26 protein-coding genes and 2 pseudogenes are annotated in these 23912 nt (G+C 60.9%); 18 read left to right on the top strand and 10 right to left on the bottom strand.

Translation table 11 applies throughout. The features are described from left to right. Positions 1–86: 86 nt before the first annotated feature. Positions 87–257, top strand: a complete 171-nt coding sequence (locus tag WN72_RS35660; protein ID WP_014493247.1) for a DUF2934 domain-containing protein — start codon at positions 87–89, stop codon at positions 255–257. Here WN72_RS35660 and WN72_RS35655 read toward each other — a convergent pair. Genes WN72_RS35655 through WN72_RS35645 form a run of 3 tightly spaced genes read right to left on the bottom strand, consistent with a single transcriptional unit; the run spans position 247 to position 2367 of the window. Then, positions 247–690: a DUF3147 family protein gene (locus WN72_RS35655; RefSeq protein WP_092212454.1), complete on the bottom strand. Its 444-nt coding sequence runs from the start codon at positions 688–690 to the stop codon at positions 247–249. The genes WN72_RS35660 and WN72_RS35655 overlap by 11 nt on opposite strands. Before the next feature lie 5 nt (positions 691–695). Then, positions 696–1022: a DUF3147 family protein gene (locus WN72_RS35650; RefSeq protein WP_202557240.1), complete on the bottom strand. Its 327-nt coding sequence runs from the start codon at positions 1020–1022 to the stop codon at positions 696–698. 34 nt (positions 1023–1056) lie between these two features. Beyond that, positions 1057–2367, bottom strand: a complete 1311-nt coding sequence (locus WN72_RS35645) for an Nramp family divalent metal transporter (RefSeq protein ID WP_041958803.1) — start codon at positions 2365–2367, stop codon at positions 1057–1059. 395 nt (positions 2368–2762) lie between these two features. On the opposite strand from WN72_RS35645, the gene WN72_RS35640 reads away from it, so the two are divergent. The 3 genes from WN72_RS35640 (at position 2763) to WN72_RS35630 (ending at position 5473) form a co-directional block, all read left to right on the top strand. Further along, the gene (locus WN72_RS35640; RefSeq protein ID WP_039227682.1) at positions 2763–3317 is read left to right on the top strand and encodes a phosphatase PAP2 family protein; all 555 of its coding nucleotides are present in this window, start codon (positions 2763–2765) and stop codon (positions 3315–3317) included. Positions 3318–3319: 2 nt separating this feature from the next. After that, entirely contained in the window at positions 3320–3928 is a 609-nt protein-coding gene (locus tag WN72_RS35635; protein ID WP_014493253.1) for a cysteine hydrolase family protein, read from the top strand. A gap of 144 nt (positions 3929–4072) precedes the next feature. Then, positions 4073–5473, top strand: a complete 1401-nt coding sequence (locus WN72_RS35630; protein WP_092213044.1) for a carbohydrate porin — start codon at positions 4073–4075, stop codon at positions 5471–5473. A 102-nt stretch (positions 5474–5575) separates the two neighbouring features. Here WN72_RS35630 and WN72_RS35625 read toward each other — a convergent pair. The 3 genes and pseudogenes from WN72_RS35625 to WN72_RS35615 form a co-directional block, all read right to left on the bottom strand. Further along, a pseudogene (locus WN72_RS35625) lies at positions 5576–5773 on the bottom strand (DUF6496 domain-containing protein); the annotation flags it as partial. A 400-nt stretch (positions 5774–6173) separates the two neighbouring features. Then, positions 6174–6689, bottom strand: coding sequence for an inorganic diphosphatase (locus WN72_RS35620; protein ID WP_014493256.1), 516 nt, complete (start codon positions 6687–6689; stop codon positions 6174–6176). 66 nt (positions 6690–6755) lie between these two features. Continuing rightward, complete coding sequence (locus WN72_RS35615) at positions 6756–7271, bottom strand: YciE/YciF ferroxidase family protein (RefSeq protein WP_014493257.1); 516 nt, start codon at positions 7269–7271, stop codon at positions 6756–6758. A 189-nt stretch (positions 7272–7460) separates the two neighbouring features. On the opposite strand from WN72_RS35615, the gene WN72_RS35610 reads away from it, so the two are divergent. Further along, positions 7461–8966 (top strand): FAD-dependent oxidoreductase, encoded by a 1506-nt coding sequence (locus WN72_RS35610; RefSeq protein ID WP_014493258.1) that lies wholly within the window; start codon positions 7461–7463, stop codon positions 8964–8966. Between the two features lie 89 nt (positions 8967–9055). After that, on the top strand, positions 9056–10219 hold the full coding sequence (locus WN72_RS35605; RefSeq protein ID WP_080588674.1) for an NAD(P)/FAD-dependent oxidoreductase: 1164 nt from the start codon (positions 9056–9058) through the stop codon (positions 10217–10219). Here WN72_RS35605 and WN72_RS35600 read toward each other — a convergent pair. Beyond that, positions 10216–10494, bottom strand: coding sequence for a hypothetical protein (locus tag WN72_RS35600; protein ID WP_014493260.1), 279 nt, complete (start codon positions 10492–10494; stop codon positions 10216–10218). The genes WN72_RS35605 and WN72_RS35600 overlap by 4 nt on opposite strands. Positions 10495–10765: 271 nt before the next feature. Here WN72_RS35600 and WN72_RS35595 point away from each other — a divergent pair, with 271 nt between their 5' ends. From WN72_RS35595 to WN72_RS35575, 5 genes are all read left to right on the top strand, one after another. Next, positions 10766–13477 carry a PAS domain S-box protein gene (locus tag WN72_RS35595; protein ID WP_092212450.1) on the top strand — a complete coding sequence of 904 codons (2712 nt, stop codon included), beginning with the start codon at positions 10766–10768 and terminating at the stop codon, positions 13475–13477. Then, the gene (locus WN72_RS35590; protein ID WP_014493262.1) at positions 13477–13956 is read left to right on the top strand and encodes a response regulator; all 480 of its coding nucleotides are present in this window, start codon (positions 13477–13479) and stop codon (positions 13954–13956) included. Before WN72_RS35595 ends, WN72_RS35590 begins: the two co-directional genes overlap by 1 nt. Before the next feature lie 102 nt (positions 13957–14058). Then, positions 14059–15333 (top strand): DUF892 family protein, encoded by a 1275-nt coding sequence (locus tag WN72_RS35585; protein ID WP_028170291.1) that lies wholly within the window; start codon positions 14059–14061, stop codon positions 15331–15333. A 92-nt stretch (positions 15334–15425) separates the two neighbouring features. Beyond that, the gene (locus tag WN72_RS35580) at positions 15426–15773 is read left to right on the top strand and encodes a hypothetical protein (protein ID WP_014493264.1); all 348 of its coding nucleotides are present in this window, start codon (positions 15426–15428) and stop codon (positions 15771–15773) included. 16 nt (positions 15774–15789) lie between these two features. Then, on the top strand, positions 15790–16734 hold the full coding sequence (locus WN72_RS35575) for an arginase family protein (RefSeq protein ID WP_039227688.1): 945 nt from the start codon (positions 15790–15792) through the stop codon (positions 16732–16734). A gap of 17 nt (positions 16735–16751) precedes the next feature. Here WN72_RS35575 and WN72_RS35570 read toward each other — a convergent pair whose 3' ends face one another. After that, positions 16752–17543 (bottom strand): SDR family NAD(P)-dependent oxidoreductase, encoded by a 792-nt coding sequence (locus WN72_RS35570; protein ID WP_028170292.1) that lies wholly within the window; start codon positions 17541–17543, stop codon positions 16752–16754. A gap of 122 nt (positions 17544–17665) precedes the next feature. Between WN72_RS35570 and WN72_RS35565 the strand changes: the two are divergent. From WN72_RS35565 to WN72_RS35555, 3 genes and pseudogenes are all read left to right on the top strand, one after another. After that, positions 17666–18840, top strand: a pseudogene (locus tag WN72_RS35565) (zinc-dependent alcohol dehydrogenase). Then, entirely contained in the window at positions 18840–19886 is a 1047-nt protein-coding gene (locus tag WN72_RS35560; protein ID WP_038935518.1) for a DUF305 domain-containing protein, read from the top strand. The pseudogene WN72_RS35565 and the gene WN72_RS35560 overlap by 1 nt, the downstream one beginning before the upstream one ends. 84 nt (positions 19887–19970) lie before the next feature. Then, the gene (locus tag WN72_RS35555; RefSeq protein WP_014493269.1) at positions 19971–20198 is read left to right on the top strand and encodes a con-10 family general stress protein; all 228 of its coding nucleotides are present in this window, start codon (positions 19971–19973) and stop codon (positions 20196–20198) included. 68 nt (positions 20199–20266) lie between these two features. Here the strand turns inward: WN72_RS35555 and WN72_RS35550 are convergent, their stop codons facing one another. After that, positions 20267–21286 (bottom strand): ATP-dependent DNA ligase, encoded by a 1020-nt coding sequence (locus tag WN72_RS35550; RefSeq protein WP_014493270.1) that lies wholly within the window; start codon positions 21284–21286, stop codon positions 20267–20269. 142 nt (positions 21287–21428) lie between these two features. Beyond that, positions 21429–22151: a DUF72 domain-containing protein gene (locus WN72_RS35545; RefSeq protein WP_028170295.1), complete on the bottom strand. Its 723-nt coding sequence runs from the start codon at positions 22149–22151 to the stop codon at positions 21429–21431. 300 nt (positions 22152–22451) lie between these two features. Between WN72_RS35545 and WN72_RS35540 the strand changes: the two genes are divergently transcribed. The 4 genes from WN72_RS35540 to WN72_RS35525 all read left to right on the top strand — a co-directional run bounded on the left by WN72_RS35540 (position 22452) and on the right by WN72_RS35525 (position 23823). Further along, positions 22452–22907 carry an Hsp20 family protein gene (locus WN72_RS35540; RefSeq protein ID WP_014493272.1) on the top strand — a complete coding sequence of 152 codons (456 nt, stop codon included), beginning with the start codon at positions 22452–22454 and terminating at the stop codon, positions 22905–22907. Between the two features lie 87 nt (positions 22908–22994). Beyond that, positions 22995–23318, top strand: a complete 324-nt coding sequence (locus tag WN72_RS35535; RefSeq protein WP_014493273.1) for a hypothetical protein — start codon at positions 22995–22997, stop codon at positions 23316–23318. Between the two features lie 107 nt (positions 23319–23425). Next, positions 23426–23650, top strand: a complete 225-nt coding sequence (locus tag WN72_RS35530; RefSeq protein WP_092212448.1) for a hypothetical protein — start codon at positions 23426–23428, stop codon at positions 23648–23650. Then, a complete protein-coding gene (locus WN72_RS35525) occupies positions 23647–23823 on the top strand; it encodes a hypothetical protein (RefSeq protein ID WP_014493275.1) in 177 nt (58 codons plus the stop codon). The genes WN72_RS35530 and WN72_RS35525 overlap by 4 nt, the downstream gene beginning before the upstream one ends. Positions 23824–23912 lie beyond the last annotated feature (89 nt).

Here is a 23912-nt window from a genome sequence, read left to right as displayed (position 1 = left end):
GTGGAAGCGAACACTTGAACGGTGTCAAGTTGGAACCCGCGACAGAGGGCCGCGTTGCGCTCCGCAATATGTAGTGGGAGGACAGCATGGAAAAGCCGACGGACGAACAGAGTCGGGAGCGCGCTCACTTGCTGTGGCAAGCCGCGGGAGAGACTGAAGGGCAGCAAGATCGGTTTTGGTTTGAAGCCGAGCGCGAGCTCATGCAGCAAGATCCCGCCATGAATACCGATGAGAATTCTGGCACCTTTACTGAGTAGCGATGCCGGGCTTGGGCAACGCGCGCCGCAGCCGCCACATACACACGGCGACGGCGAACCAAACCAGAGAGGCGGCAGCTAGGCAGAGCGGCGGATTGAGACCGGGGGCCTGCCACGAGATCATCAGTGCGAAGCTGGCCATGCCGATGCTACCCCAGCCGGCTCCGGCGGCATCAAGCGCGGCCGCCCCCTTGCCCCGCTGCTCGCCAAGCAGGCCCCTTTGTTGCTTGCGTTCACGTTCATGCTTCTCGATTAAAGTCGCGCTGGCGCAGAAAATTGCCGGGAAGGCGAGCATCAATCCGCCGGCCTCAGGCCCTGCCCAGTCTGCCACCAGACCGGCAACGACAGTCGCCAATCCGCCCAGCGCAAAACGCACGATGTACTCGTAAGTATGTCCCTGCTTTAGCGCCGAAAGTTTGAAGCGTACGGCCATAATTGTCACCCGATCAAGACTTGCTTGAGGCCTGCCGCCACCACAAGCCAGACGGCAAGAGCGGCGAGGGTGGCCTTCAGCGCCGACCAGTCGGCCCGCATCAGCAACTGACACACAACCATGCTATAAGCCGCCAGCGCGATCGAACCCAGGATCATCGAGCGGCCTTCGATCGCCACATAGTCGCCGCCGTGCTTCCAGAAAGCGAGGCCGAGCGTGGCAAGCGCAACGGAGGGCGCGGCGCCAAACAATCCCGCGAAACTCTTGGGTCGCAGCACGTCGCCTATGACCGCAAACAGTGAGACCACAAGGCCGCCGATGATGAAGCGCAAAGCGTAATCCACGACACCTCCTTGCTTGTCGCTTCTAGGATGTTGTAGGCATCAGCATGCTGACGGCCATGCCCACGATGCAAAGAGCCATCGCGGCCGTGGATGCCCAGCCAAGCCAGTACAGCCAGCCTTCGACGACAAGCTTGCCCATGACGTCACGGCGCCTGACCAGCAGCATCAGCATGGTCATCACCGGCGCCGCCAGCACGCCATTGATGACCGCGCTCCAGTAAAGCGCCTTGATCGGATCGATGGGTGTGAAATTGAGCGCAACACCGAGGCCGACCGAGAGGGCAAGAACCGAATAGAAAGCCACCGCCTGCTTCGGTTTGCGCGCGAGACCAACCGGCCATTTGCGGCCTTCGCCGATGGCATAGGCGGTCGATCCGGCCAGCACCGGCACGGCGAGCAAACCCGTGCCAATGATGCCGAGCGCAAAAACCAGTTCGGCCAGCGGCCCCGCGATCGGCTTCAAGGCGGCGGCCGCCTGAGCCGATGACTGCACATCGGTCACCCCCCGCTGATGCAGCGTGGCGGCTGTCGTCATGATGATCGCGATCGCAATGATATTCGAGAAGGCCATGCCAATCATCGTGTCGAGGCGAATGCGCCAAAGCTCGCGCTCTTCAGTACGCGCGTCCTCCTTGAGCGGTTTCTTGTCGGGATGAATGCGCTGCTCCTCGGCTTCCTGCGAGGATTGCCAGATAAACAGGTACGGCGAGATCGTGGTGCCGAGGATGGCGACCAGCGTCGTCAGAAAGGCGCCGCTCCATTCGACCTTCGGGATGAACAGTCCCTTGAGCGCGTCAGGCCAGGGCACTTTGACGACCGCCAGCGCAACCACATAAGCAAAAAGCACCAGCGTCAGCCATTTGAGGATCGCGACATAGCGCTTGTAGGCGATGAAGATCTGCGCCAGTACCGAGACGACCGCAAAGGCAACGACATAGATGATCGCCGAGCCGCCAATCACCAGCTTCGCGGCATCCGCCATGGCGCCGAGATCGGCCGCAACATTGATCGTGTTGGCGACAAAGAGAAGACCGACGAGCGACCAAATCACCCAGCTGGGATAATTGCGGCAGACATTGCCGGCGATGCCGTGACCGGTCACCCTTCCGATCCGGCCCGAAATCTCCTGGATCGCTACCATTAATGGATAGCTGAGAAGCATCGTCCAGCCGATGCCAAAACCAAGCTGCGCGCCGGCCTGGCTGTAAGTGCCGATGCCGGAAGGATCATCGTCCGATGCGCCCGTAATCAGTCCAGGACCGAGCCGTTTCAGAAGGCCATTCTTCTCATCCGGCTTTTTGTCATCCGGCGTTTTGGCCTCGGCTTTTGCCATGTGCTCCTCGGGATCAGGGCTGCGCAGCGTCCCGTTTGCCACGTCAAGAAGCAATGAGGACTTCTCCGGTCAAAGTTCAACGCGCGACAGGGGACGCCCGCGCCGCCGGGGACGCGGGCTCGCCAGCCTAATGGTGCCAGAAGATCGCCAACAGCAGAATGATCGGCAGCGGGATGCCCAGCAACCATAACAATGCGCCTCGTCCAAAACCCATGGCTCTTTCCTCCAATCATCTGTCCCACGCTTTCAACGCCACCGTCCGCCGCACAGTTCCTCGCTGGGAACGGTTTTCGCGGCTGTCGATTGAGAGACCGAGACGACCTGCTCCGCTTGCCAATCGCTATTTTATGGGGATTGCGGCAAGGCCGATCGTGGAAAGGAGGTCAAGGCTATCGATGACAATACGCGTGCACCCTTTGCCAGCCGACACCGCGCTCGCACGCATAATCGCGCGCAACACACGGCCTCTGCCTGAAGACGTATCCTCGATCATCACTTGGGGAGCCGATGGACATGTCCTGACGGCGCTCGCCGTCGGATGGTGGCTCTGGTCGCGTTCCAAGTCACCAGCACAGCGACGGGCGGGCGATCATGTGCTGCTGACGACGTTCGCGGCGGTTCTGCTGCCTCACCTTTTGAAAACGCAGTTCGATCAGGTGCGGCCCGATCGCCGGACCGTGCGCGGCCATCTTCATGGCATTCCGCTCTCGGGCAAGGCGCTTGATGCGTTTCCTTCGGGGCACGCTGTGCATGTCGGCGCCCTTGCTTCCGCCGCAACCGAGTTGCGGCCAGCCAAGAGAAACCTTGTCTGGGCCATTGGTGCCGTTCTCGTCTCGACGCGCATCGTTTTGCTCGCGCACTGGGCAAGCGACGTGATCGCGGGACTGGCGATCGGCGCGGTCCTCGAGCGCCTGATGCGGCGGCTGACCGGCTTTGGAAGGTCGGGCTAGTCATGGGCCAATTGCTCTCGCCGCCTGGCCCGCATGCCGTCCATCTCTGCATCGACATGCAAGGATTGTTCGCGCCCGGCGCTGCATGGGCAACGCCCTGGATGGAACGTGCGCTACCCGGGGCGGTCAGGCTGATTGCACATGCGCCACAGCGTACCGTGTTCACGCGATTTATACCGGTCCGCAACAAGGCCGAGGCGCGCGGCGTCTGGAAGGCCTATTACGAGAAATGGGAATGCGTAACACGTGATAGGGTCGATCCGGCGCTGCTGGAGCTGATGCCGGCCCTGCTACGCTTCGTGCCGCCTGCCACGGTCATCGACCGCCAAACCTACTGCGCTTTCGCCAATGGGCGGCTGCACGGCTTCCTTGATGGGCATCAGGTGGATACGCTGATCGTTTCCGGCGGTGAGACTGATGTTTGTGTGCTGGCCACCGTGCTTGCCGCGGTCGATATTGGCTACCGCGTGATCCTTGCCGAAGACGCGCTATGCAGCTCATCCGATGAGAGCCACGACGCGCTGATCGAGCTCTATACCAAGCGCTTCAGCCTGCAGATCGAAGTGGCATCGGTTGACCGCATTCTAGCGAGTTGGGCGGTCGATGATTGAGCGCGTAGGATGATGGTACTTCTAGGGCGCGCTTAACATAGGTTAGACTTGCGCTTGCAAAGCAAGCACTTCGATCAACGGGCTTGAATTGAAGCCGATCACATGGCCCGATGGGTGGGCGTTCCGCCAATCAGGATCGAAACTGTGAGCCGTACCAAAGGGCGCCTTTACCAATTGCTTCTCGCCGCCGCGCTGCTGGCGGCGGGGGCAGCGGCCGCCCAGGAAAACAAGAAGACCGACGACGATAAGCCGGTCGATCCCGATACGGGCGAAAGTACCTTGGAGGAAAAGACGCTGGGTCTCCTTCCCAACCCTTTCCAAAAATACGGCGTCAAATTCGCAGCCACCTATATCGGCGAAGTGCTGGGCAACCCTTCGGGCGGACTGAAACAGGGTTCGGTCTACGAAGGTCGGTTGAATCTCGCCGTGGACCTAGACCTGCAAAAGCTCGCCGGCCTCGATCAGCTGACATTCCATGCCAACATGTTCCAGATCCACGGCGGCGGGTTGTCGCGCGGCAGTCTACAGAACTATTTGGTCGTCAGCGGCATCGAGGCATTGCCGTCCACGCGTCTTTACGAGGCGTATTTTGAAAAGCAGTGGGGCAGCGAGAAAGTCTCGCTCAAAGTGGGACAACCCGCGGCCGACAGCGAGTTCTTCAATACCAAATATACCGACGTCTTGACCAACGCCTCGATGGGCTGGCCGGCGATCACCTCGCTTGATTTGCCCAGCGGCGGTCCGTCGCCTCCCTTGGCTGCCATGGGAGCCCGGCTTCTGGTGAATGTCACTGAGCAGTTGTCCGTTCTTGGCGGCATCTTCGATGGCGATCAGGCTGGGCCCGGCCCCGGGGATCCGCAGGAGCGTAACCGCTATGGCGTCAACTTCCGCGTCAACGATCCGCCCCTCCTGCTCGGCCAGATCCAGTATGCCTGGAATAACACGAAGGGCGATCCGAACCCGGCCGGCCAGATCAAGTTTGGCGGCTGGCGCCATTTTGGGTCTTTCGCCGATCAGAGATTGGCGTCCAATGGCGTCTCACTCGCTTCACCCGTTAGCAGCGGCGAACCTCTGCTCTTGTCCGGTGATGTCGGCGGTTGGATGGTATTCGAGCAGAAGCTCTATCGTGTGCCGAAAAGCGACGACCGTGGCATTGGCATCTTTGCGCGTATCTCGGGGGCGCCTGCCGACCGCAATCTTATTGATCGCTACGCCGACGCCGGCATCGAATTCATCGGACTCGACGACCGCCGTCCCGACGACAAGTTCGGAATTGCAGCCGGCTACGCACATGTATCGAAGCGCGCACAGGCGCTCGATGCAGATTATCGAACATTTGTCGATCCAACCTGGCCGATGCGAAGTTTCGAAGGCCTTCTGACAGCCGTGTATCAATATCAGATCAGGGACGGGTGGACGTTACAGCCCAATCTTCAATACATCATTCATCCGGGTGGAGGTGCCACCAGCCCTTCCAGTGCAATGCCCGGCAAGGCGCTTCACAATGCGACCGTGCTTGGCCTGCGAACGACCCTGAAGTTTTGAGCCATGTGCCTGGAAACCTGGCGCCACGCGTGGCAGGGAACGTCGAGACGGCCCGAATGACGCGTGACTGCGGAGTGCCTGCATATTGCCCCGTTACTTCTTTTTCTTGGGGACCTTCTTGCCTTTTTTGCGGGCCTTGGAGAGGCCGATCGCGATTGCCTGCTTCTTGCTTTTCACCTTGCCGCCCTTTCCGCCACGGCCGCTTTTGGCGGTCCCCTTCTTGTACCGTCGCATCTCGCTCTTGACGTCCGAGCCCGAGCTCTTCGAGGTGCGACGCTTCTTCTTTGCTTTCTTTGCCATGGGTTTCTTCCTTTCCGTGTTCGGATAACGACAGACGTTGTCAAGACGGCGGGCTGTCACCCCCACCGACCATCCAATCCTCGATGCCTTCGTCGTCTTCCTCAGTACTCAGCCGCCAACTGCGTCGGCGGACTCGGTCGGACATCTGTTGCTTCAGCTGAGTTCTGGTGCGGCGCATCGATCAAGGGTACTCCACGCCATCAATCATGCAACATCTGGCGGCGTTCCTATGCGGTCAATCCTATTCAGCGCGTGCCAGGTCGGATGCGCGGAGCTGTACCTTGGAATTTGCCCGCGCCATCGAAATGTGTCGCCACACAGCTTAGCCGGGCGACGGATCAGCAAGATACACGCTCTAGTCACCAGTGATGAGTTCGATGGCGATGACTGAGAGTGCAGCTCAGCGGGCCAGCCGTTTGATGGCCTTGGTCGCACGGTTTGGCCCATGCCAGCCGAGAAACTTCAGATCCTTGTTCTCCAGGGCATTCGTTGCCAGGAAGAACTGTTCGAGATCATCGCGCGCATGCGATGGAAGATTGCGGATATCCTTGAGATCCGTTTCGAGCGGTGACCGGTCCGGTACCGCAAAAATGCGGTCGTTTCGCTCGCTCTTGCCCTTTTTCTTCTGCTCGACTTCGAGAATGCCGATCGGCCGACAGCGTAGCACAATACCGGGATAGGTTTGCGCGTCGTGCAGGATCAGCACATCCAGTGGATCGCCATCCTCGGCCTTGGTCGAGGGAATGAAACCCCAATCGTAGGGATAGGTCAGGCCCGCCATCAACGGCTTCGCCAGAGCAAAAGCACCGAGCTTAGGATCGAATTCGAGCTTGCACGAACTGCCGCGCGGCGTCTCGACCACGGCGAAGATGTTGTTATCGTCAGCCCAACTCGGCAGTTCTGTCAGATTGGTCATACGGATGACTTGGCCTCGAAAGGAGTAGCAGGCCCGATGGAAAACGATCCGTCGGGCCCTGCCGGATCATGCGGCGGTGGAGGCCTTCTTGTTGACGCCCTTGCGCAACGCGACTGTGTTGAGCTTGGTGTTCGCCGCCTTCTCTTCGTTGAGGTTCGTCGTCAGGAAGCGCACGATATCGTCGTGGCCGAGCTCTTCCGCCCAGGCGATCAGTGTGCCATAGCGGCAAATCTCGTAATGCTCGACGGCCTGCGCGTTGGCGACGATCGCTGCATCCAGCACCGTCTTGTCTTCGATCTCGCCGGCCGTTTCGTCGGCTTCCTTGATGATGCCGTCGATGGCCGGGCATTGCGTGCCGCTTGGCGACTGGCCAAGTTTCTCGAAGACCTTTTCGAGACGCTCGATCTGCTTGTTGGTCTCCTCGAGATGATTCTTGAGGCCCGTTGCCAGATCACGGTTGGTGGCCTTGTCGATCATTTTCGGCAGGGCCTTGGTGATCTGCTGCTCTGCATAATAGATGTCCTGCAAGCCATGCAGCAGCAGGTCATCCATCGTCTTGATGTCCTTTGTGAAAATTCCCATGACGTCGCTCCTCCAATTCAAAGCGATGGAACGGCGGCGCGACGGCTTTGTTCCTCGCGCGTTTGCCGCTACCGGACGGGCGAATGCGGTCCCCGAGCGTGAGCGGCCTTCCACAGCGACTGGCTTCCCGCGCCTTCGCAGGAACCCGCGACAACAGCCCGCGTTTTGCCTCTTTGGGTGGAGTTCAACATGGTCAGCACCTCGCTCTGGATGGAGACCGAGATCCTGCCGGAGGCGGGGGCGCTTGGAGGTGATGTGCACTGCGATGTCGCCGTGGTCGGCTCCGGCGTCGCCGGGCTCTCGACGGCGTACGAACTCATGAAGCGCGGCCGGTCAGTCGTCGTCATTGATCGCAAAGGCATCGCAAGCGGTATGACGGCGCGCACGTCGGCGCATCTTGCGCCGCTTTGCGATGATCTGATGAGCGAATTCAAGAAGCTGCGCGGCGCCGATGCCGCCAAGCTGTTCTACGAAAGTCAGGCTGCCGCCGTCGACCGGATCGAGGACATCCAGGCCGGCGAGAATATTGCCTGCGACTTCCTCCGTACTGACGGCTATCTTTTTCAGGGTAACGGCATGCCGGCCGATATATTCGATGAGGAGCTCGAAGCGGTGCGCGAGGTCGGCGCTCCCGTTCATCGGCTGGTCGGCGTGCCGCTCAAAGGCTGCGAGAACCGGCATGTCCTTCGATATCCACGCCAAGCAAAATTCCACCCCCTTAAATATCTCGCCGGACTTGCGGCCGTTTGCGAGAGCGGCGGCGTTCGTTTCTTTGCCAACAGTCCAGTGGAAGAAGTTGCCGAGCAGGACGGCGCTGTCACGCTGCGAACATCGCAAGGGCAGGTCACGGCCAGCCACGCCGTGATCGCGACCAACGCATCCATCGCCGATCGCTTTCAACTGCACACGAAGGTGGCTCCCTATCGCACGTATGTCCTCGCTTTCGCCATTGAACGGGGCGAACTTCCCGATGCGCTCTATTGGGACACCGAAGATCCCTACCACTATGTACGGCTGCAAACCGGCCCAGACGATCATGATTTCGTTCTTGTCGGCGGCGAAGACCATAAAAGCGGCGAAGCCAACGACGCCGACAAACGCTTTACACGTCTGGAGAGCTGGGCACGCGACCTGATTCCGGCCCTTGGGCGCATCACGCACCGCTGGTCGGGCCAGATTCTCGATACGATCGACTATGCCGGCTTCATCGGCCGCCAGCCCGGCAGCGAGCGCATCTACCTTGCGATGGGCGATTCGGGCCAGGGTCTGACCCATGGCGTGATGGGCGCGATGCTGAACACGGCGCTCATTCTCGGTGAAGATCATCCATGGCAGTCCGTCTATGCGCCGGATCGCAAGCCGTTGGCAGCGGCCAAGAATTTCCTGCGCGAGAACGTGACGATCCTGCAAAACCTCGCCGAATACGTGGCGCCGGGTGAAATCGCCTCGCTGGAAGAGCTTCAGCCGGGTGAGGGCGCCATCCTGCGCCGTGGTCTCGAAAAGATCGCCGCCTACAAGGACAAGGCCGGCGAACTGCATCTTCATTCGGCCAGTTGCACCCATATCGGCTGTCATCTGCTCTGGAACAGCTTTGAGAGCTGCTGGGACTGCCCGTGCCACGGTTCGATCTTTGCCCCCAACGGACAGCCGATCAATGCACCGGCCGTGTCGGCCTTGCGCCCGGTGAAAGTCTAGCGGGTCAAGGCACCTGGGAGCGTTCCATCTTCAAAAATGATGACATCGAGCAGGACGATCTGCGCAGCCCGCGCGCACCGTGGGCCGTCCTGCCGCCGCCGCCGATTGAACCGATAGCTGACAGCTTTCGATGCGAGGTTCTGATCATCGGCGCCGGCATCACCGGCGCGCTGGTGGCCGAGCGTCTGACACGGCAAGGCCATCAAGTTGTCATTATCGATCGCGAGCTTCCGAGTCTCGGTAGCACGGCGGCCAGCACCGCCATGCTACTCTGGGAAATCGACCGGCCGCTGTTCGAACTCGCGCAGCTCTATGGCTTCGAGAGGGCGGCGCGTTGCTATCGAGCCAGCCACCATGCTGCGCAAGGCCTGCTGTCCCTGGTTGCGCAGCATGGAATTGCCTGCGAGATGCGGCCACGTCTATCGCTCTATCTCGCCATCGATGACAGTCGGAAGCTTGTTCAGGATGAATATGCGCTGAGGCGTCGTGCCGATCTGCCATCCCTCTATCTCGATCATGCCGCGCTGCTGAGGCGCTTCGGCATCAGGCGGGCGGGCGCCCTTTTGTCAGCAGACGCGGCGGATGCCGATCCGGTGCTCCTCACGCATGGCTTGCTTGATATCTCCGTCCGACGCGGCGCCCGCCTTCTCAAGGACAATGCGGTTGCCTTTGATAGCGCCGCCCAGAGCGTCATCGTTGGCCTTGAAAGCGGGCTTTCGATCGAGGCGCGCCATGCCGTGCTCGCGACCGGCTATGTGGTACCCGACATCGTGAAGCTCAAAGCCCGACCAGCCTCCAGTTGGGCTATCGCGACCCGCCGGCAGCCGAGCCATCTGTGGCCCGAACAGGCGCTGATCTGGGAAGCGAGCCGGAACTATCATTATGGACGGACCACCGCTGATGGCCGCATCATCCTTGGTGGCGAGGATGATCACGCGTTGATCGAGCCCGAGGCTCGAAATCATGCCACACCGACAAAGGTTGCGGCGCTCAAGGATTATCTGAAGACACTTTGGCCGCAGGCATCGGACCGGGTCGACTTCGCCTGGTCCGGCGCTTTCGATACCACCCATGACGGCCTGCCGTTGATCGGCGCGGTGCCCGGCTGCAAGAATATCTTTGCCGCCTTTGGCTATGGCGGCAACGGAATTACCTTTAGCTTCCTCGCGGCGGAACTTCTGGCTGCGTTGCTTGCCGGAGGCTCTTCGCCGCTGCTCGATGATCTTGCGATTGACCGCGATATTCCCGGCTAACGACGCGCGATCAGGCAGCCCAGCATGAAGGCGACGAGCAGCGAGGGCAGCGGGGCCTCTCGCACCACATCCCGCAGGAAGGCGAGCGCCTGGCCGGGCGGCTGTCCTTCTTCGAAGCTTTGCCTCACCGTGCGGGCGGTCTCACGCACGCCTTCCGAAACGTCCTTCACTTTTGCCAAGGCGTCTTCGCTGTCCATTTGATCCTCCTCCGGCTTATCCAACAAGCCAAGCTCATGGATGCCCAGTCGTTCCTCCACCGTTCTGTCCTTCACCATGAAGCCGTTGTGGTGAAGTGAACCATCGGCGGAAGCCTGCCTCGGCGCCTGAGACGAAAGACGGAGAGCAAGCCCCAGCGACTCCGCTTATCGTAGCGTAATGGTTCGTCTTCGCGTGTGCCCTACGGAAGACCCGATTTAGGAACTTTTGATCTCGGCCGGGCGTTTAGGCATGTTTCGCGGAGTCGGGAACCAACCGGCCAAGGCGACCAGGGGCAGGAAGAACAATGGTGCCGCACCCCTCTTGGTCCTGGCGCGGGGGATGAGGCCTATGAATATTCAGCAGACGGCGGTCGATCTTGACAGTCTCGAGCCGCTCGCAGCGCTCGGTTTGCAAAGCCCGTCACCCGCTTTCCTCGCGCAGCTTCCCATCGCGATCCACGCCTGTGACGCGGAGGGTCGCATTCTTTGGTTCAATTCACGCGCGGCGGACTTGTGGGGCCGCGCACCGCGGGTTGGAGATGATAGCGAACTCTTCTGCGGCTCCTACAAGCTCTTCCTTGATGGACGGCCGATCTCGCGCGAGCTAACGCCAACGGCCGAAGTGCTGCGGACCGGAACTCCGGTCCGTGGCCTCGAAGGTCGCCTGGAAAGGCCCGATGGCTCACACGTCTGGGTCACCATCCATATTGCGCCGGTCTTCGATGAGGACGGTGTCCTGGCCGGGGCCATCAACTGCTTTCACGAGCGCATCGGCGGCCGAGTCGAAATGTGCGACGCCCGTTCCGACGACTGGATGCAGGCCCGCGACGAACGACTTGCCGCCACCTATGAGCATGTCGGCGCCGGCATCGTCGAAATCGATCGCGACGGCCGCATGCTACGGGTCAACCAGCAGCTTTGCCGGCTGACCGGATATATGGCTTCCGAGCTTTTGGGACGAACGATCTTCGAGGAGACGCTGCCCGAAGATATTGCCGAGGATCGCGCGCAATTCACCCGCCAGATCGCGGGCGAATTCGATCGCTACAGCATTGAGAAACGCATTTATTGCAAGGATGGCGGACATATCTGGGCGGCCGTCACGTCATCGAGCATTCGCGACGCCGCCGGCAAGTTTCTTTACGCCGTCCGTGTGCAGCACGATATTACGGACCGCAAGCGCGCCGAACAGGCGCTCGCTCGGCGCATGGAAGAGCAAGCCGCCTTGTTCGCTTTCTCGGAGCGACTTCAGCACTGCCAATCGGCCGAGCAAATACACCAGGCCGCGCTTGATGCTATCACGCGCGCGCTGGGCTGTACGCGGGCCTCGATCCTACTCTATGACCAGGCCGACATCATGCGGTTCGCGGCTTGGCGCGACCTTTCGGAAGCCTACCGGAAGGCGGTGGAAGGACATTCCCCGTGGGACCGCAATGAGACAAGGCCGGCGCCTGTTTGCATCGAAGATGCTGCCCGCAGCGACCTGCCGGATGATCTGAAACAGACAATCCTCAACGAAGGCATTCAAGCCACGGCCTTTACGCCCATTGTCCAGGATGGCCGGCTTGCCGGCAAGTTCATGGCCTACCATGATGAGCCCCATCATTTCACGCCGTCCGAGCTCGACACCGCGCTCACGCTGGCACGCCTGCTCGGCTTTGCCCTTGCGCGCCTTTCCGGCGATGAAGCCCGCCGCCTGGCCGAGCGCGATGCCCAGCAACTGGCGGCCATCGTTGAATCGTCAGCCGATGCCATCGTCAGCAAGAATCTCGATGGCATAATCCAGACCTGGAATGATGGTGCGCGGCGTCTGTTCGGCTACAGCCGAGATGAGGCTGTCGGCCGATCGATCACGATGCTTATTCCGCCGGACCGGCAGGATGAGGAGCCGCGCATTCTGGCCAAGATCAAAGCCGGCGAGCGCGTGGATCATTTCGAGACCGTGCGTCGCCGCAAAGATGGCAGTCTAGTCGACATTTCGCTGACAATCTCGCCGATCCGCGATCGCATGGGGCGCGTCATTGGAGCCTCGAAGATCGCCCGCGATATCACAGAGCGCAAGCTCTCCGAAAGGAGATTGCAGGAGAGCGAACAGCGGTTGCAGGAATTGCTCGACGCCATACCGGCCGCCATCTACACGACCGACGCCGACGGAAGGATCACCTATTTCAACCAGACTGCCGTCGAATTCGCCGGCCGGACACCGTTGCTCGGCAGCGACGAATGGTGCGTGACCTGGAAGCTCTATCTCCCCGACGGCACGCCGTTGCCGCATGACCAGTGCCCGATGGCCGTCGCCCTCAAGGAAGGCCGTCCGGTGCGCGGGGTCGAGGCTATTGCCGAGCGGCCGGATGGCACACGCGTTCCGTTCATCCCGTTCCCGACGCCCCTGTTCGATGCATCCGGCCGGGTCACCGGCGCCATCAACATGCTGGTTGATTTGAGCGAGCGAAAGCAGGCTGAGACCCAGCAGCGCCTGCTGCTCAATGAACTCAACCACCGCACCAAGAACAACATGCAGATGCTCCAGGGGCTCCTGTACACGGCGGCCCGCAGCGCCCGGAGCGAGGAGGCCCGGCGTGTGCTTGACGATGCCTGTAGCCGGATTGCCGCCATGGCCGCTGCCCAGCGTGTTCTTTATGGCACCACCGACGCGACCAGCTTCGCGGCGGATGAGTTTCTTGGCGCAGTGGTCGAAACGATCCAGCAGACGCTGCCAGCGAGAATCAAGATCACGCGTACGCAGGCAACCGGTGCTCTGTCCAATGATATTGCCATGCCGCTCGCCCTGATCCTCAATGAATTGCTGACCAACGCAGCCAAGCACGGGATCCGCGATCCAGCCGCCGACAGCATTCGCGTCAGCCTTGTTGAGCATGATGGACAGTTCGAGCTTCATGTCGAGGATGACGGGCCCGGATTTGACTTGAATGCGGCGCGGCAAACCTCGTCGGGCCTTCGTCTGGTACTTGGCCTGGCCCGCCAGCTCCATGCCGAGCTTGCCGTGAGCCGATCGCCATCGCGCGCTACGCTTCGTTTCGGCGCATCGCGAGGTGCATGATGACGCAGCCGAGCATGTCCGATAGCCATGAACTAGCCGCTCCGACCGATCATCCGCCTGATAAAAAGATGGCGCCCGCCGCCGACGAAGCGAGCGATCGTGTTGATCAGTCCCACGCGGTCCTGATCGTCGAAGACGATTTTCTCATCGCCATGCAGGCCGAAGCCGCGTTGCTCGATGCCGGCTTTCGAGTGACCGGCATTGCAACCACCGCCGAGGAAGCCTTGACGATGGCAAGGGAACAGATGCCGGCCCTTGCCATCATGGATATACGTCTGGCTGGCCGACGCGACGGCGTTGAGGCGGCCGGTGATCTCTTTCGCGAGCTCGGCTTGCGCTGCGTCTTCGCCACGGCCCATGATGATCTCCTGACCCGCACGCGGGCCGAGCCGTTCGCGCCGCTTGGCTGGCTCTCGAAGCCTTATACCATGGCTTCCCTGACGAGCGTGGTCCGTGCATCGTTGGCGCGGCCAGACTAGCATCTGCGCGCCAGCGTCGATGCCGCGATACTTCAGTAGATAGGAACAACCGCAGCGCCTGGCTGTTCGGGACTCATCTCCCTCCAAGCCCGAGGCTTTTCCATGTATCACCACGTCAAGAAGTTGATGTTCACCGTCCGCGTCGATGAGCCGGACCCGCGCTTTGGCAATATGCTTCTTGAACAGTTCGGCGGTGCCAACGGCGAACTCGCGGCCGCCATGCAGTATTCGATACAGGGGCTCAATTGCGAAGACCCTGATCGCAAGGACCTCCTGATGGATATCGGCACCGAAGAGCTGAGCCATCTGGAAGTCGTCGGTACGCTGGCCCGCATGCATCTCAAGCCGGCGAAGTTTGATCGCCAGGCTGCCGAGGCCGATCCGTTGATCGCGATCGCGGGTGGGGGCGGGGTGAACCTCTTCAACTCGCAAGGCAACGCCTGGACCGCCGATTACCTGAAGATCACGGGCGAACTGGACGTGGATCTGCGCAGCAATATCGCCGCCGAAGCGCGGGCCAAGATCGTCTACGAACGCCTGATAAATTTTACCGATGACGCCGGCACTAAGGACGCCTTGCAGTTCCTCATGACCCGCGAAATCACCCATATGAAGGCCTTTTCGCTCGCCCTTGAGAGCATGAGCAAGCCAGCCTTCAGTATCGGCCGCCTTGCGCCGACGCCCGGCCTGGTCGACCAATTCTTCAACGACTCCACGGGCACCGGCGATCATGGCGAGATCGACACCCGCGGGCCCTGGAACGAAGGCGGCGAATGGGTCTTTACGGAATCGCCGGCCATTCAGGCCGGGGAACCAGGACCCGCGTCGGCTATCGTCACCGAAAGCTCACCGCCGGTCGACGAGGCCGGTCTTGGCGACCTGCTGATCGACGAGCTCCGCGACATCCTTCACGCCGAGAAGCAGTTGACGAAGGCGCTTCCCAAGATGGCGGAAGCGGCGCGGTTCGACCAGTTGCGCGAGCTGTTCGAGCTGCATCTCGGCGAGACCGAAACCCAGATCGAGCGCATCAATGAATGCTTTGAGTTGCTCGGCAAGTCCGCGCGCGCCAAGCCCTGCAAGGGCATGATGGGTCTTGTCGAAGAAGGTCAGGAAGTCATGACCGAGGGCGAGGAGAAGGAAGATGCCGCGGCCGACCTCGCCCTGATCGGCGCGGCGCAGCGGGTCGAGCATTATGAGATTGCCGGCTACACGACAGCGCGCAACCTTGCCCAGCAGCTACGCCATAGCGCCGTCGTCAGCCTCCTATCGAAGTCACTGGCAGAAGAGGAAAACGCGGACCAATTGCTCAACCAGGTCGCGCGGTCCTTGATGTCGGTCGCGAAAATGCCAGCCGCCGTCGAACAGACCGAACAGTAGGCGGATGAGGGCGGTCCCGGGCAATGCCACGGTAACTGCGCAGCTTTGCGTCTGTCAGCTGCTGTGCCTTGCTGTAGTCGGAGGCGTTGCCGATGTCGTCCATCGTCCCCCTGCGTGACGAGCAGGACATCTATCTCGTTGAAGACGATCGTGGCGCCTCGGGCCCTGTTTGGTGCGAGGCGCCCGTCCTTGGCAACGACTTCGAAGCCGTTGTGATGGATCTGCTGGAGGGAAACTATCAATGCCCGCGCCGGGTCGCGGTCTTCAATATCGCTCAAGGCTGGGTTCGCGATGCGTCGGCCGAGGTGGTTCACGAATTGCGGCGGCGCTGCGATCTCCAGCTCCGCGATATACTGGAGGCCCTGCATGCCTTTACCGACCGCTATGAAGGACGCTTCGCGGACGTGCAATTGCCGTTGCCAATACCAATAGGCATTTAGGCCTTCCACACACGCCATGACACGTCCTGTCACCCCCGCCACCTTTCTAGGCCTTCCTGCGGCGGCGCCCGACATAGTCTCGAGCGCGGATGTCGTGATCTTTGGTGCGCCGGACGCGACGCCGCATGTTCCGGGCTCCACCAGCCATGCCGCACGCGCTCCTTCGGCTCTACGAGAAAGTACCGAGCAAATTGCGCGTGATCCCTTGCGGTGGGATTTCGATCAGGGCGGCCCTTTGATCCCGGAAGGACTGCGGGCGGTTGATCTTGGCGACCTTCCAACCGATCCGGCAACACCGCAGGAGAATCGCTCGCTGATCACATCGACAACCGTGAGCATTCTGAAGGCGGGCGCCGTGCCTCTGCTGCTCGGCGGGGATGACTCGGTTCCCATTCCATTCTTCGCGGGGTTCGAGCGGTTTGGCCCCGTCACCATCTTGCAAATCGATGCGCATCTCGACTGGCGTGATGATCGGGATGGCCTCAAGCATACATTCTCCAGCACCATGCGCCGCGCCAGCGAAATGCCATGGGTGGAGCGGATCATTCAGGTTGGACAGCGCGGCATCGGTGGTTCGCGGGAACGGGATCTTGCCGACGCCCGAGCTTGGGGCGCGACACTGTTCAGTGCGGCGACCGTGCGCCGACACGGCGTGCAGCCGGTCATCGACCTAATCCCGCCGGGCAGCCACTGCATCGTCACCCTCGATTGCGACGGGCTCGACCCGGCTGTTATTCCCGCGGTGCTGGTCCCACAGCCGGGTGGTCTCGGCTATCTCGATATCGTCGAGCTTTTGCATGGCGTTACGCAACGGGCGAGGATCGTTGGTTTTGATCTCGTGGAGCTGGTGCCGGATGCGGATGTACGAGGCTTAGGCGTGCTCGCCGCCTCGCGCATTCTCTGCGTTGCCCTTGGATGCGTGGCGCGACAGCGATCCGCTATGAGGCTAGCGGATCCATGACAGCATGAGAGGCCTGATCAGGATTTTGCAGTGCCGGGCTCCGCCTGTTTGCGATGCTGCTTGGCGAGTGTCTCGGCCGGCGTCACATTGGCAACCGCCGACTGGATCTTGTTCTTGAGGCCTGTCACAACGTCGCCTTCGCCATTCATCATCGCCTCGAAACCCTTGCGGGCGACCATCGCCGCATCGTCCTTGTCCTCAGAGCCCACTTTGGAGTCGAGCATATCTGCGCGCGCGAAGAACTCGGTCTCGGTGGCACCCGGCATCAGGCAGGTGACCGTCACCTTCGTGTCGCGCAGTTCCTCGCGTAGCGCAAAAGAGAGGGAGTTCAGGTACGACTTAGATGCATTGTAGACGGCCTGAAAGCTGCCGGGGGTAAAGCCGGCGATCGACCCGGTAATAAGGATCCGTCCCTCATTGCGCCGGCGCATGTCCTGGCCGACGCGCTGGAGCAGATAGGTCGTGCCCATGACGTTGGTGTCGATCACCTGCCGGATACGCGCCCACTCCTGATCCAGGAAAGCATGGCCCAGACCGCGGCCGGCATTGGCCATCAGCGCGTCGACCTTGCGGCCTTGTGCCACCTCGCAGAGTTTGTCGACGCCTTCAATGGTCGCGAGATCGGCTTTCAGCGCTACAGCGGCGATGCTGTTGACTTCTTTGCGCAGCGCCTCCGCCGCCGTCTCGATCTCGGGCTCATCCGCGGCGATGAGAAGGTCATATCCTTTGGAGGCGCAGAGCCGGGCAAGCTCAAAGCCGATGCCGGTCGAGGCACCCGTCACGATTGCAAACTGTCCGGCCATGGGCATTCCCTCTCGGTTTTTTACGTGGCTTTGAGCCTAATGGCGCACGGGCGCGAGCGTTCCTAAGCAGCTAGGAACCAGCCGCAAGATTGAGGCTTGGTCTGGTCGCGCAACCTTTGGAGCGGTCCATGAAAGCCCTCACCTGGCACGGCAAGAGCGACATTCGCTGCGAGTCAGTTCCCGATCCCAAGATCCAGGACGGACGTGACGCGATCATCAAGGTGACGGCCTGCGCGATCTGCGGCTCGGACCTTCATCTGTTCGACGGCATCATGCCGACCATGGAAAAGGGCGACGTGCTCGGCCATGAGACTATGGGTGTGGTGGTCGAGGTCGGCAAGGACAACAGCAAGCTCAAGGTGGGCGACCGGGTGGTCGTGCCCTTCACCATTGCCTGTGGCGAATGCTTTTTCTGCAAGAACGGCTTCTACTCCGGCTGCGAACGGTCTAATCCCAACGCCAAGCAGGCCGATAAGATGTGGGGACATTCGCCCGCCGGCCTGTTCGGCTATTCGCACATGCTGGGCGGCTTTGCCGGCGGTCAGGCCGAATATATGCGTGTGCCTTACGCCGATGTCGGCCCCTATAAGATCCCCGAGGGTCTCACGGACGAACAGGTCTTGTTTCTCTCGGATATTTTCCCGACCGGCTATATGGCCGCGGAATTTTGCAACCTCAAAGGCGGCGAGACAGTCGCCGTCTGGGGCTGCGGACCAGTCGGCCAGTTTGCCATCAAGAGCGCATTTCTGCTCGGCGCCGAACGCGTGATCGCCATCGACACGGTGCCCGAGCGGCTGTCGCTCGCCATGCAACGGGCGCCATCATGCTGGATTTCATGAAAGAGGATGTCTACGAGCGCATCCAGCAACTCACGCAAGGGCGCGGCGCCGATGCATGCATCGATGCGGTCGGCACCGAGCCCGAGACCATGGCAAGCAAGGATTCTGTGATCGATCGCATCAAGGTCGCGACCTTCATGGGAACCGATCGCCCGCATGTTTTGCGGCAGGCCATCCAATGCTGCCGCAACTTCGGTACTGTCTCGATTGTCGGCGTCTATGGCGGCTTGCTCGACAACATCCCGATGGGCAGTGCCATCAATCGCGGACTAACCTTCCGCATGGCCCAGACCCCTGTTCAGCATTACCTGCCCAAGCTTTTGCAACGCATCGAAAAAGGCGAGATCGATCCAAGCTTCGTTATCACCCATCGAGCGACGCTTGAGGAAGGGCCCGATCTCTACAAGACGTTCCGCGCCAAACAGGATGGCTGCATCAAGGTCGTAATGAAGCCGTTCGGCTGATGGGGGAGGGTGCCGCGAAAGAGCTGAAGTCACGCTGGCTGGCGGCCGCTCAGCTCGGGCTCGTCAGTAGCACATTCTCGACGCTCATCGGTCAGCTTGCGGCGTCACAGTTAGGACGGGACGCGGCGGTTGACTGGATGACCGTCGCTGCTCAATGGGCGGACTTTTCCTGGGCGCTTGTCTTCTTCGGTCTGTTTGGGCGCTGGACGAGCCGTCTCGCGCCCCGCACTCTTTTCTGGCTGGCCATTCCGTGGGCTGTCTTTACCTCGGCAACCGAGTGGTTTGGGCTGGTGCCGCTATTTCCGTTCTTCCAGCCGATCTTCACTTTGCAGCAACCCTACTGGATCGGCTTTCTCGTTCATCTCTCGTCCGCTTTGATCTATCCCTTGTTCGCCTGGCTGCGTTGGCCGCTAAGACGTGCGCCGCCAACATCCGCGGTGCGCTTTGCCAAACGGTGGGCAGCGGGAGCACTTCTCGTGCTCGCAACGTTCGGCCTTGTTTCCGTGATCGATGGGTTGGGTTGGCCGCTGCCAACCCTCAGCCGCGATGTCGCCGGTGATCAGCGTTATATCCGCCATATGGTGACGCATCACGAGCAAGGCATTGAGCTTGCAAAGCTAGGCAAGCAGCGCGCACAAGACCCGCACCTGCGCGCGCTCGCGGCTTTGATGGTCGCCAGCCAGCAGAGCGAAAACCGCATCTTCGATCGTTGGTGGCGCGGGTGGTCCAGCGAGCCGATGGCGCTCTGCTCCAGCGAGGAACGGTTGGCCATGCCTGGCTATCTGACGTCGGCACAAATGGCGGATGCGCGCAACGCGGCCGATGGTGAGTTTGATGCGGTGTTTATCCGTCTGATGAGCCTGCATCATGCCGGCGCCGTCCAGATGGCGGATAACCAATGGCATTCGTCCGGCGATCCCCGCCTGCGTCTGATGGCGCATGCCATACGACATGAGCAGCAAGGCGAGATTGCTTTGATGAACAACGTCACGGGCATCGAAGCCGTGCGGCAGGCGACGCGCAACATGCTGGCCAACAATCTCTGACCAACCTTAATCTTTCTCTCAGGAACGAGCTTCTGATCTCGCCATTAGCCTTCATGGGCCGGGCAACAAACAAGGAGAAGATTGATGGCAGACGAACAACGTGGTGGCTCCGGAAATTTCGCCAACGATCCGCAGCGCGCGTCTGAGGCCGGCAAGAAGGGTGGCGAGCGAAGCCACGGCCAGCAGGGACAGCAGACCCAGGGCGGAAGCAAGCCCGGCCAGCAGGGCGGGAGCTCGACGGACAATCCGGGCAATTTCGCCAACGATCGCGAGAAGGCCAGCGAAGCCGGACGTAAAGGCGGCCAGTCCTAAGGCTCCACTGACCCAGCAAGGCCAGGACGTCGACGAGATGTCCTGGCCTTTGTTAAAAGCGCGCCGAGCTACGTCGCTGCTCGGAAGGTTTGTGTGGCCGCCCTCTGCCGAAGCTGATCCATGCGACATTGCGAGGGCTTCTTGTCAGGACGCCAGCGGATGACTTTCGTGCCGTGCCGAAAGCGGTCGCCCGTCACATGGTCATAGGATACTTCGACCACGAAAGTTGGACGCACGGCTTTCCATTCAGCCGATCGCTTTGTCGACCAGCGGCTTGGACCGCCCGGTGAATTGCCGGTGAAGCTCTGCAACCCGACGATTTTCTCCAGCCGATCGGTGAGAGCCAGTCGATCGGACGATCGGATGCCGGACGTAAATCCGACATGGTGCAGAAGTCCACCCTTGTCGTAGAGGCCGAGCAGCAACGAGCCAACGACTTTTCGATTGCCCTGCTTCCTCTCGGCATAACGAAATCCGCCAACAACGCAATCAGCCGATCGCAGCAGCTTGATCTTCTGCATGCCGTCTCGGGTGCCGCCTCGATAGGGTAGGTCGAGGCGCTTGGCGACCACGCCATCATGATCTTCATTTACGCTGTTGAGCCAGGCCTCGGCATCCGCATAGTTTCGGCTTGCCGGTGTCAGCCGGAAAAGCCCGCTCGCCTGGAAGGCCTTTCCCGCAAGTGTTTCAAGAGCGGCGCGGCGCTTCATAAGCGGCAGACCCGAAAGATCTCTCGCGCCCGATCGCAACAGGTCAAAAACCATGAAGGTTGCGGGAGTTTCTTTGGCAAGGTGCTTGACCCGGCTGGCGGCCGGATGAATGCGTTGAAGCAACGCATCAAACGAATAGCCCTCATCAAGCTCGATGATCAACTCACCATCCAGGGTGAGCGTCTTCGGCGACAAGGCGGCCGCGGCTGCGGCAATTTCCGGGAAGTAACGAACCAGATCACGGCCGCTTTTGGATTGCATGCTGACTCGGCTGCGTTCGCGGATCAAAAGACAACGGAATCCATCCCATTTCGGCTCGTATTGCCACTGGGCCCCCCGTGGCAGTTGGGCGACGGACTCGGCTTCCATGAGCTGCATTGTGCGGTTCAAGCTCCGGGAGGGGGCGCAGGACATTGATCGTGAAGCCCTGGCTTTTCACGGCATCAAGCGAAACCGTCCAGAAACGTTCCTCCGTCACGGTTATGCTGCGACTGAAATACCAATGTTCTTGGGACAATCGCTATAGCAGTTCTCTTAGGGCCTGCGCGTCGGCCGGCGCCGCACTCTTCTGGTCGTTGTCGAAATAGACAAAGGCGTCGCAGCCTTGGCGCTTCCACGATTTGAGGCGCTTGGCCCATTGGGCGAGCGTGGCCTGCGAGTAATGGCCGTGATAGCGTCCGCCTGGGCCATGTCCGCGGACATAGACGAAGTCCGCCGTGCGCTTCCAGGGAGCCGGCGCATCGTGATGGTCGGACAGGCAGAGTGAGATATTCTCGTCAGCCAGCATCCGGAGAACGCGCGGCTGATACCAGCTCGGATGCCGAAATTCGAAACTGTAGCGGCGCTTCCTGGAGAGAAGCTTGAAGAAGGATCCCAGCCGATCGGGGTCCGCTTCAAACTGTGGCGGAAGCTGAAACAGGATCGGGCCGACCTTGCCGCGTAAAAGGGAAATGCGACTTTCAAGCAGGTCGAGGCTGTTCTCGGAGCGTTCGGACAAGCGCTTCCAGTGCGTGATGAACTTCGAAGCCTTCCAGGCGAAGACGAAGTCGCGCCCGGTCTGGTCGCGCCAAGCCTTCACTGCCTCTGGTGTAGGGGTGCGGTAGAACACCCCGTTCAACTCGGTGGTCTCAAACCGCCCGGCATAGTAGGGGAGCTGCTTCTTGAGCGGCAATCCTTCTGGAAAAAACGGACCTCGCCAGGAGGCGTAGTGCCAGCCGGATGTGCCAATCAGAACGCGCGCCATCTGCTTTGCCATCATTGGGCGCGATGCATCCAAGCCGCGCTTTCAAAGAATAACGTTGGGGCGCAGGATACGTTGCTGTCGGCATAGCCGGCCTTCCAAGTCCGGACAACCGGGCGCACCCGGCCGACTCCTCGGCAAAAAAAATTTCGTCGGCCTCTTGAAACTTTTTTGAGCCGACCAATTTTTTTTGGCGTCGCCGCGGGCGACCGGGACGCCTTACGGGTCCCGCTGTCATGAGACGGGCGCCGGACGGTGTCCGGAGCCTGCTCGTACCCATCTTGCTCCAAGGAGGATTTGGATATGAGGTATGATTGGACTCCCCTCTGGAGGTCGACCATTGGGTTCGACCGCCTGTTCGACGTTCTCGACGAGGTCCAGCGGACCGCCGAAGAGAGCTATCCCCCTTATAATATCGAACGTCTCGACGAGAACCGTTTTCAGATCTCGGTGGCGCTCGCCGGCTTCACACCGGATGAAGTTGCTTTGACGGTCGAGCAGAACGTCCTGAGCCTCGAGGGCCGCAAGAGCGAGAAGGAAGAAAAGACCTTCCTGCATCGCGGTATCTCAGCGCGGAATTTCAAGCGCCAGTTCACCCTTGCCGACCATGTGGAGGTGAGGGGTGCGCGCCTCGAGAACGGCCTGCTCATCATCGAGCTGCAACGCGAAGTTCCCGAAGCGATGAAGCCCCGGCAGATTGCAATCGGCACAGCCACAACCCCAAGAAGCGTGAGCCAGATTGGGGCCAAGGCCGCCTGAACGAGGCCAGGACCTCAGCTTGATCCAGGCCGCGCGGGACGAGCCCGCGCGGCTCTTCCTCAAACCCGTCTCGAACAGGAGGCAATCATGCGGCCGACGACCGCGCTCCCCGACAACGTTTTCGATTTCGACTATCTCCTTCATCCGGGCACCAGGTTCGATCACCCGAGGGATGTGCTCGCGCATTCAGGCCTCACACCTGCCGAAAAGCGCGCCATCCTGGCTTCATGGGCGTCGGATGCGTCTGCAATCGCGTCATGCCCATCGCTGCGGGCTCCCAAAGGCCTGAAGGCGCCTGTAACGATCGACGAAATCCTTAATGCGCTTTGCGCGCTGGATGGTGGTCCGCGGCATCCGCCAGGTGGCAAGCCAATGCGTAGGCGGTCAATCGAGCGGTGCGCCGCAGCCTGATCGCAGGCGCTTGACTCGCAAACCGCTCCGCATATTTTTGGGTCGGGAAATTCGCTTCCCGACCCCTGAATCACAAAGGACGATGACGACCGTCAGGAGTGACGACGATGCTTGATGTAAATTTGGCCCGCATCCGTACGCACCGCACCAACATCCACCGCTACCAGCGTCTGCTACGGACAAAGCTCTCCGAGCTGGAGCGCCGGTTCGTTGAAGGACGGCTGGCGGACGAGCAGGCAGCGCTCGACGCGCTAGCCGCCGAGACATTCCCGATCATACTTCCTTCGCCGAACTGCCAATCCGCTTCCCCCGGCCTGAGGAGCGAGCTATGAGCGACATCCGGCAGTTGCTTATCCGCGGGAGCGAGAAGATTATCGAGCACTATCGGCTTCTTCTCGCAGGCGCAGCGAGCGCACAGGAGCGCGAACTTTATCAACGCAGGATCGAGCGGGAGCAGAAGCTGCTCGACCAGCTCCATGGCCTTTCCGATCGCGCCGCGGCTTAACCGAGGCATAAGCGATACCTATCAGGAGGCCGGGCGGGCTCCACTCCGAACGGCCTCGTGTCATTGCTTCCTGAAGATCCTGGAATTGA

The organism is Bradyrhizobium arachidis (assembly GCF_015291705.1).
GTDB lineage: Bacteria > Pseudomonadota > Alphaproteobacteria > Rhizobiales > Xanthobacteraceae > Bradyrhizobium > Bradyrhizobium arachidis.
Note: the sequence above shows the minus strand (reverse complement) of the source record. Positions and strands in the feature narration are given on the sequence as shown.

Bases quoted from the DNA above. Each gene is read 5' to 3' on its own strand.
- WN72_RS35660 (WP_014493247.1), top strand. From the start codon at position 87: ATGGAAAAGCCGACGGACGAACAGAGTCGGGAGCGCGCTCACTTGCTG.
- WN72_RS35655 (WP_092212454.1), bottom strand. From the start codon at position 690: ATGGCCGTACGCTTCAAACTTTCGGCGCTAAAGCAGGGACATACTTAC.
- WN72_RS35645 (WP_041958803.1), bottom strand. From the start codon at position 2,367: ATGGCAAAAGCCGAGGCCAAAACGCCGGATGACAAAAAGCCGGATGAG.
- WN72_RS35640 (WP_039227682.1), top strand. From the start codon at position 2,763: ATGACAATACGCGTGCACCCTTTGCCAGCCGACACCGCGCTCGCACGC.
- WN72_RS35635 (WP_014493253.1), top strand. From the start codon at position 3,320: ATGGGCCAATTGCTCTCGCCGCCTGGCCCGCATGCCGTCCATCTCTGC.
- WN72_RS35620 (WP_014493256.1), bottom strand. From the start codon at position 6,689: ATGACCAATCTGACAGAACTGCCGAGTTGGGCTGACGATAACAACATC.
- WN72_RS35615 (WP_014493257.1), bottom strand. From the start codon at position 7,271: ATGGGAATTTTCACAAAGGACATCAAGACGATGGATGACCTGCTGCTG.
- WN72_RS35610 (WP_014493258.1), top strand. From the start codon at position 7,461: ATGGTCAGCACCTCGCTCTGGATGGAGACCGAGATCCTGCCGGAGGCG.
- WN72_RS35600 (WP_014493260.1), bottom strand. From the start codon at position 10,494: ATGGTGAAGGACAGAACGGTGGAGGAACGACTGGGCATCCATGAGCTT.
- WN72_RS35595 (WP_092212450.1), top strand. From the start codon at position 10,766: ATGAATATTCAGCAGACGGCGGTCGATCTTGACAGTCTCGAGCCGCTC.
- WN72_RS35590 (WP_014493262.1), top strand. From the start codon at position 13,477: ATGACGCAGCCGAGCATGTCCGATAGCCATGAACTAGCCGCTCCGACC.
- WN72_RS35585 (WP_028170291.1), top strand. From the start codon at position 14,059: ATGTATCACCACGTCAAGAAGTTGATGTTCACCGTCCGCGTCGATGAG.
- WN72_RS35580 (WP_014493264.1), top strand. From the start codon at position 15,426: ATGTCGTCCATCGTCCCCCTGCGTGACGAGCAGGACATCTATCTCGTT.
- WN72_RS35575 (WP_039227688.1), top strand. From the start codon at position 15,790: ATGACACGTCCTGTCACCCCCGCCACCTTTCTAGGCCTTCCTGCGGCG.
- WN72_RS35570 (WP_028170292.1), bottom strand. From the start codon at position 17,543: ATGCCCATGGCCGGACAGTTTGCAATCGTGACGGGTGCCTCGACCGGC.
- WN72_RS35560 (WP_038935518.1), top strand. From the start codon at position 18,840: ATGGGGGAGGGTGCCGCGAAAGAGCTGAAGTCACGCTGGCTGGCGGCC.
- WN72_RS35555 (WP_014493269.1), top strand. From the start codon at position 19,971: ATGGCAGACGAACAACGTGGTGGCTCCGGAAATTTCGCCAACGATCCG.
- WN72_RS35550 (WP_014493270.1), bottom strand. From the start codon at position 21,286: ATGCAGCTCATGGAAGCCGAGTCCGTCGCCCAACTGCCACGGGGGGCC.
- WN72_RS35545 (WP_028170295.1), bottom strand. From the start codon at position 22,151: ATGGCGCGCGTTCTGATTGGCACATCCGGCTGGCACTACGCCTCCTGG.
- WN72_RS35540 (WP_014493272.1), top strand. From the start codon at position 22,452: ATGAGGTATGATTGGACTCCCCTCTGGAGGTCGACCATTGGGTTCGAC.
- WN72_RS35535 (WP_014493273.1), top strand. From the start codon at position 22,995: ATGCGGCCGACGACCGCGCTCCCCGACAACGTTTTCGATTTCGACTAT.
- WN72_RS35530 (WP_092212448.1), top strand. From the start codon at position 23,426: ATGCTTGATGTAAATTTGGCCCGCATCCGTACGCACCGCACCAACATC.
- WN72_RS35525 (WP_014493275.1), top strand. From the start codon at position 23,647: ATGAGCGACATCCGGCAGTTGCTTATCCGCGGGAGCGAGAAGATTATC.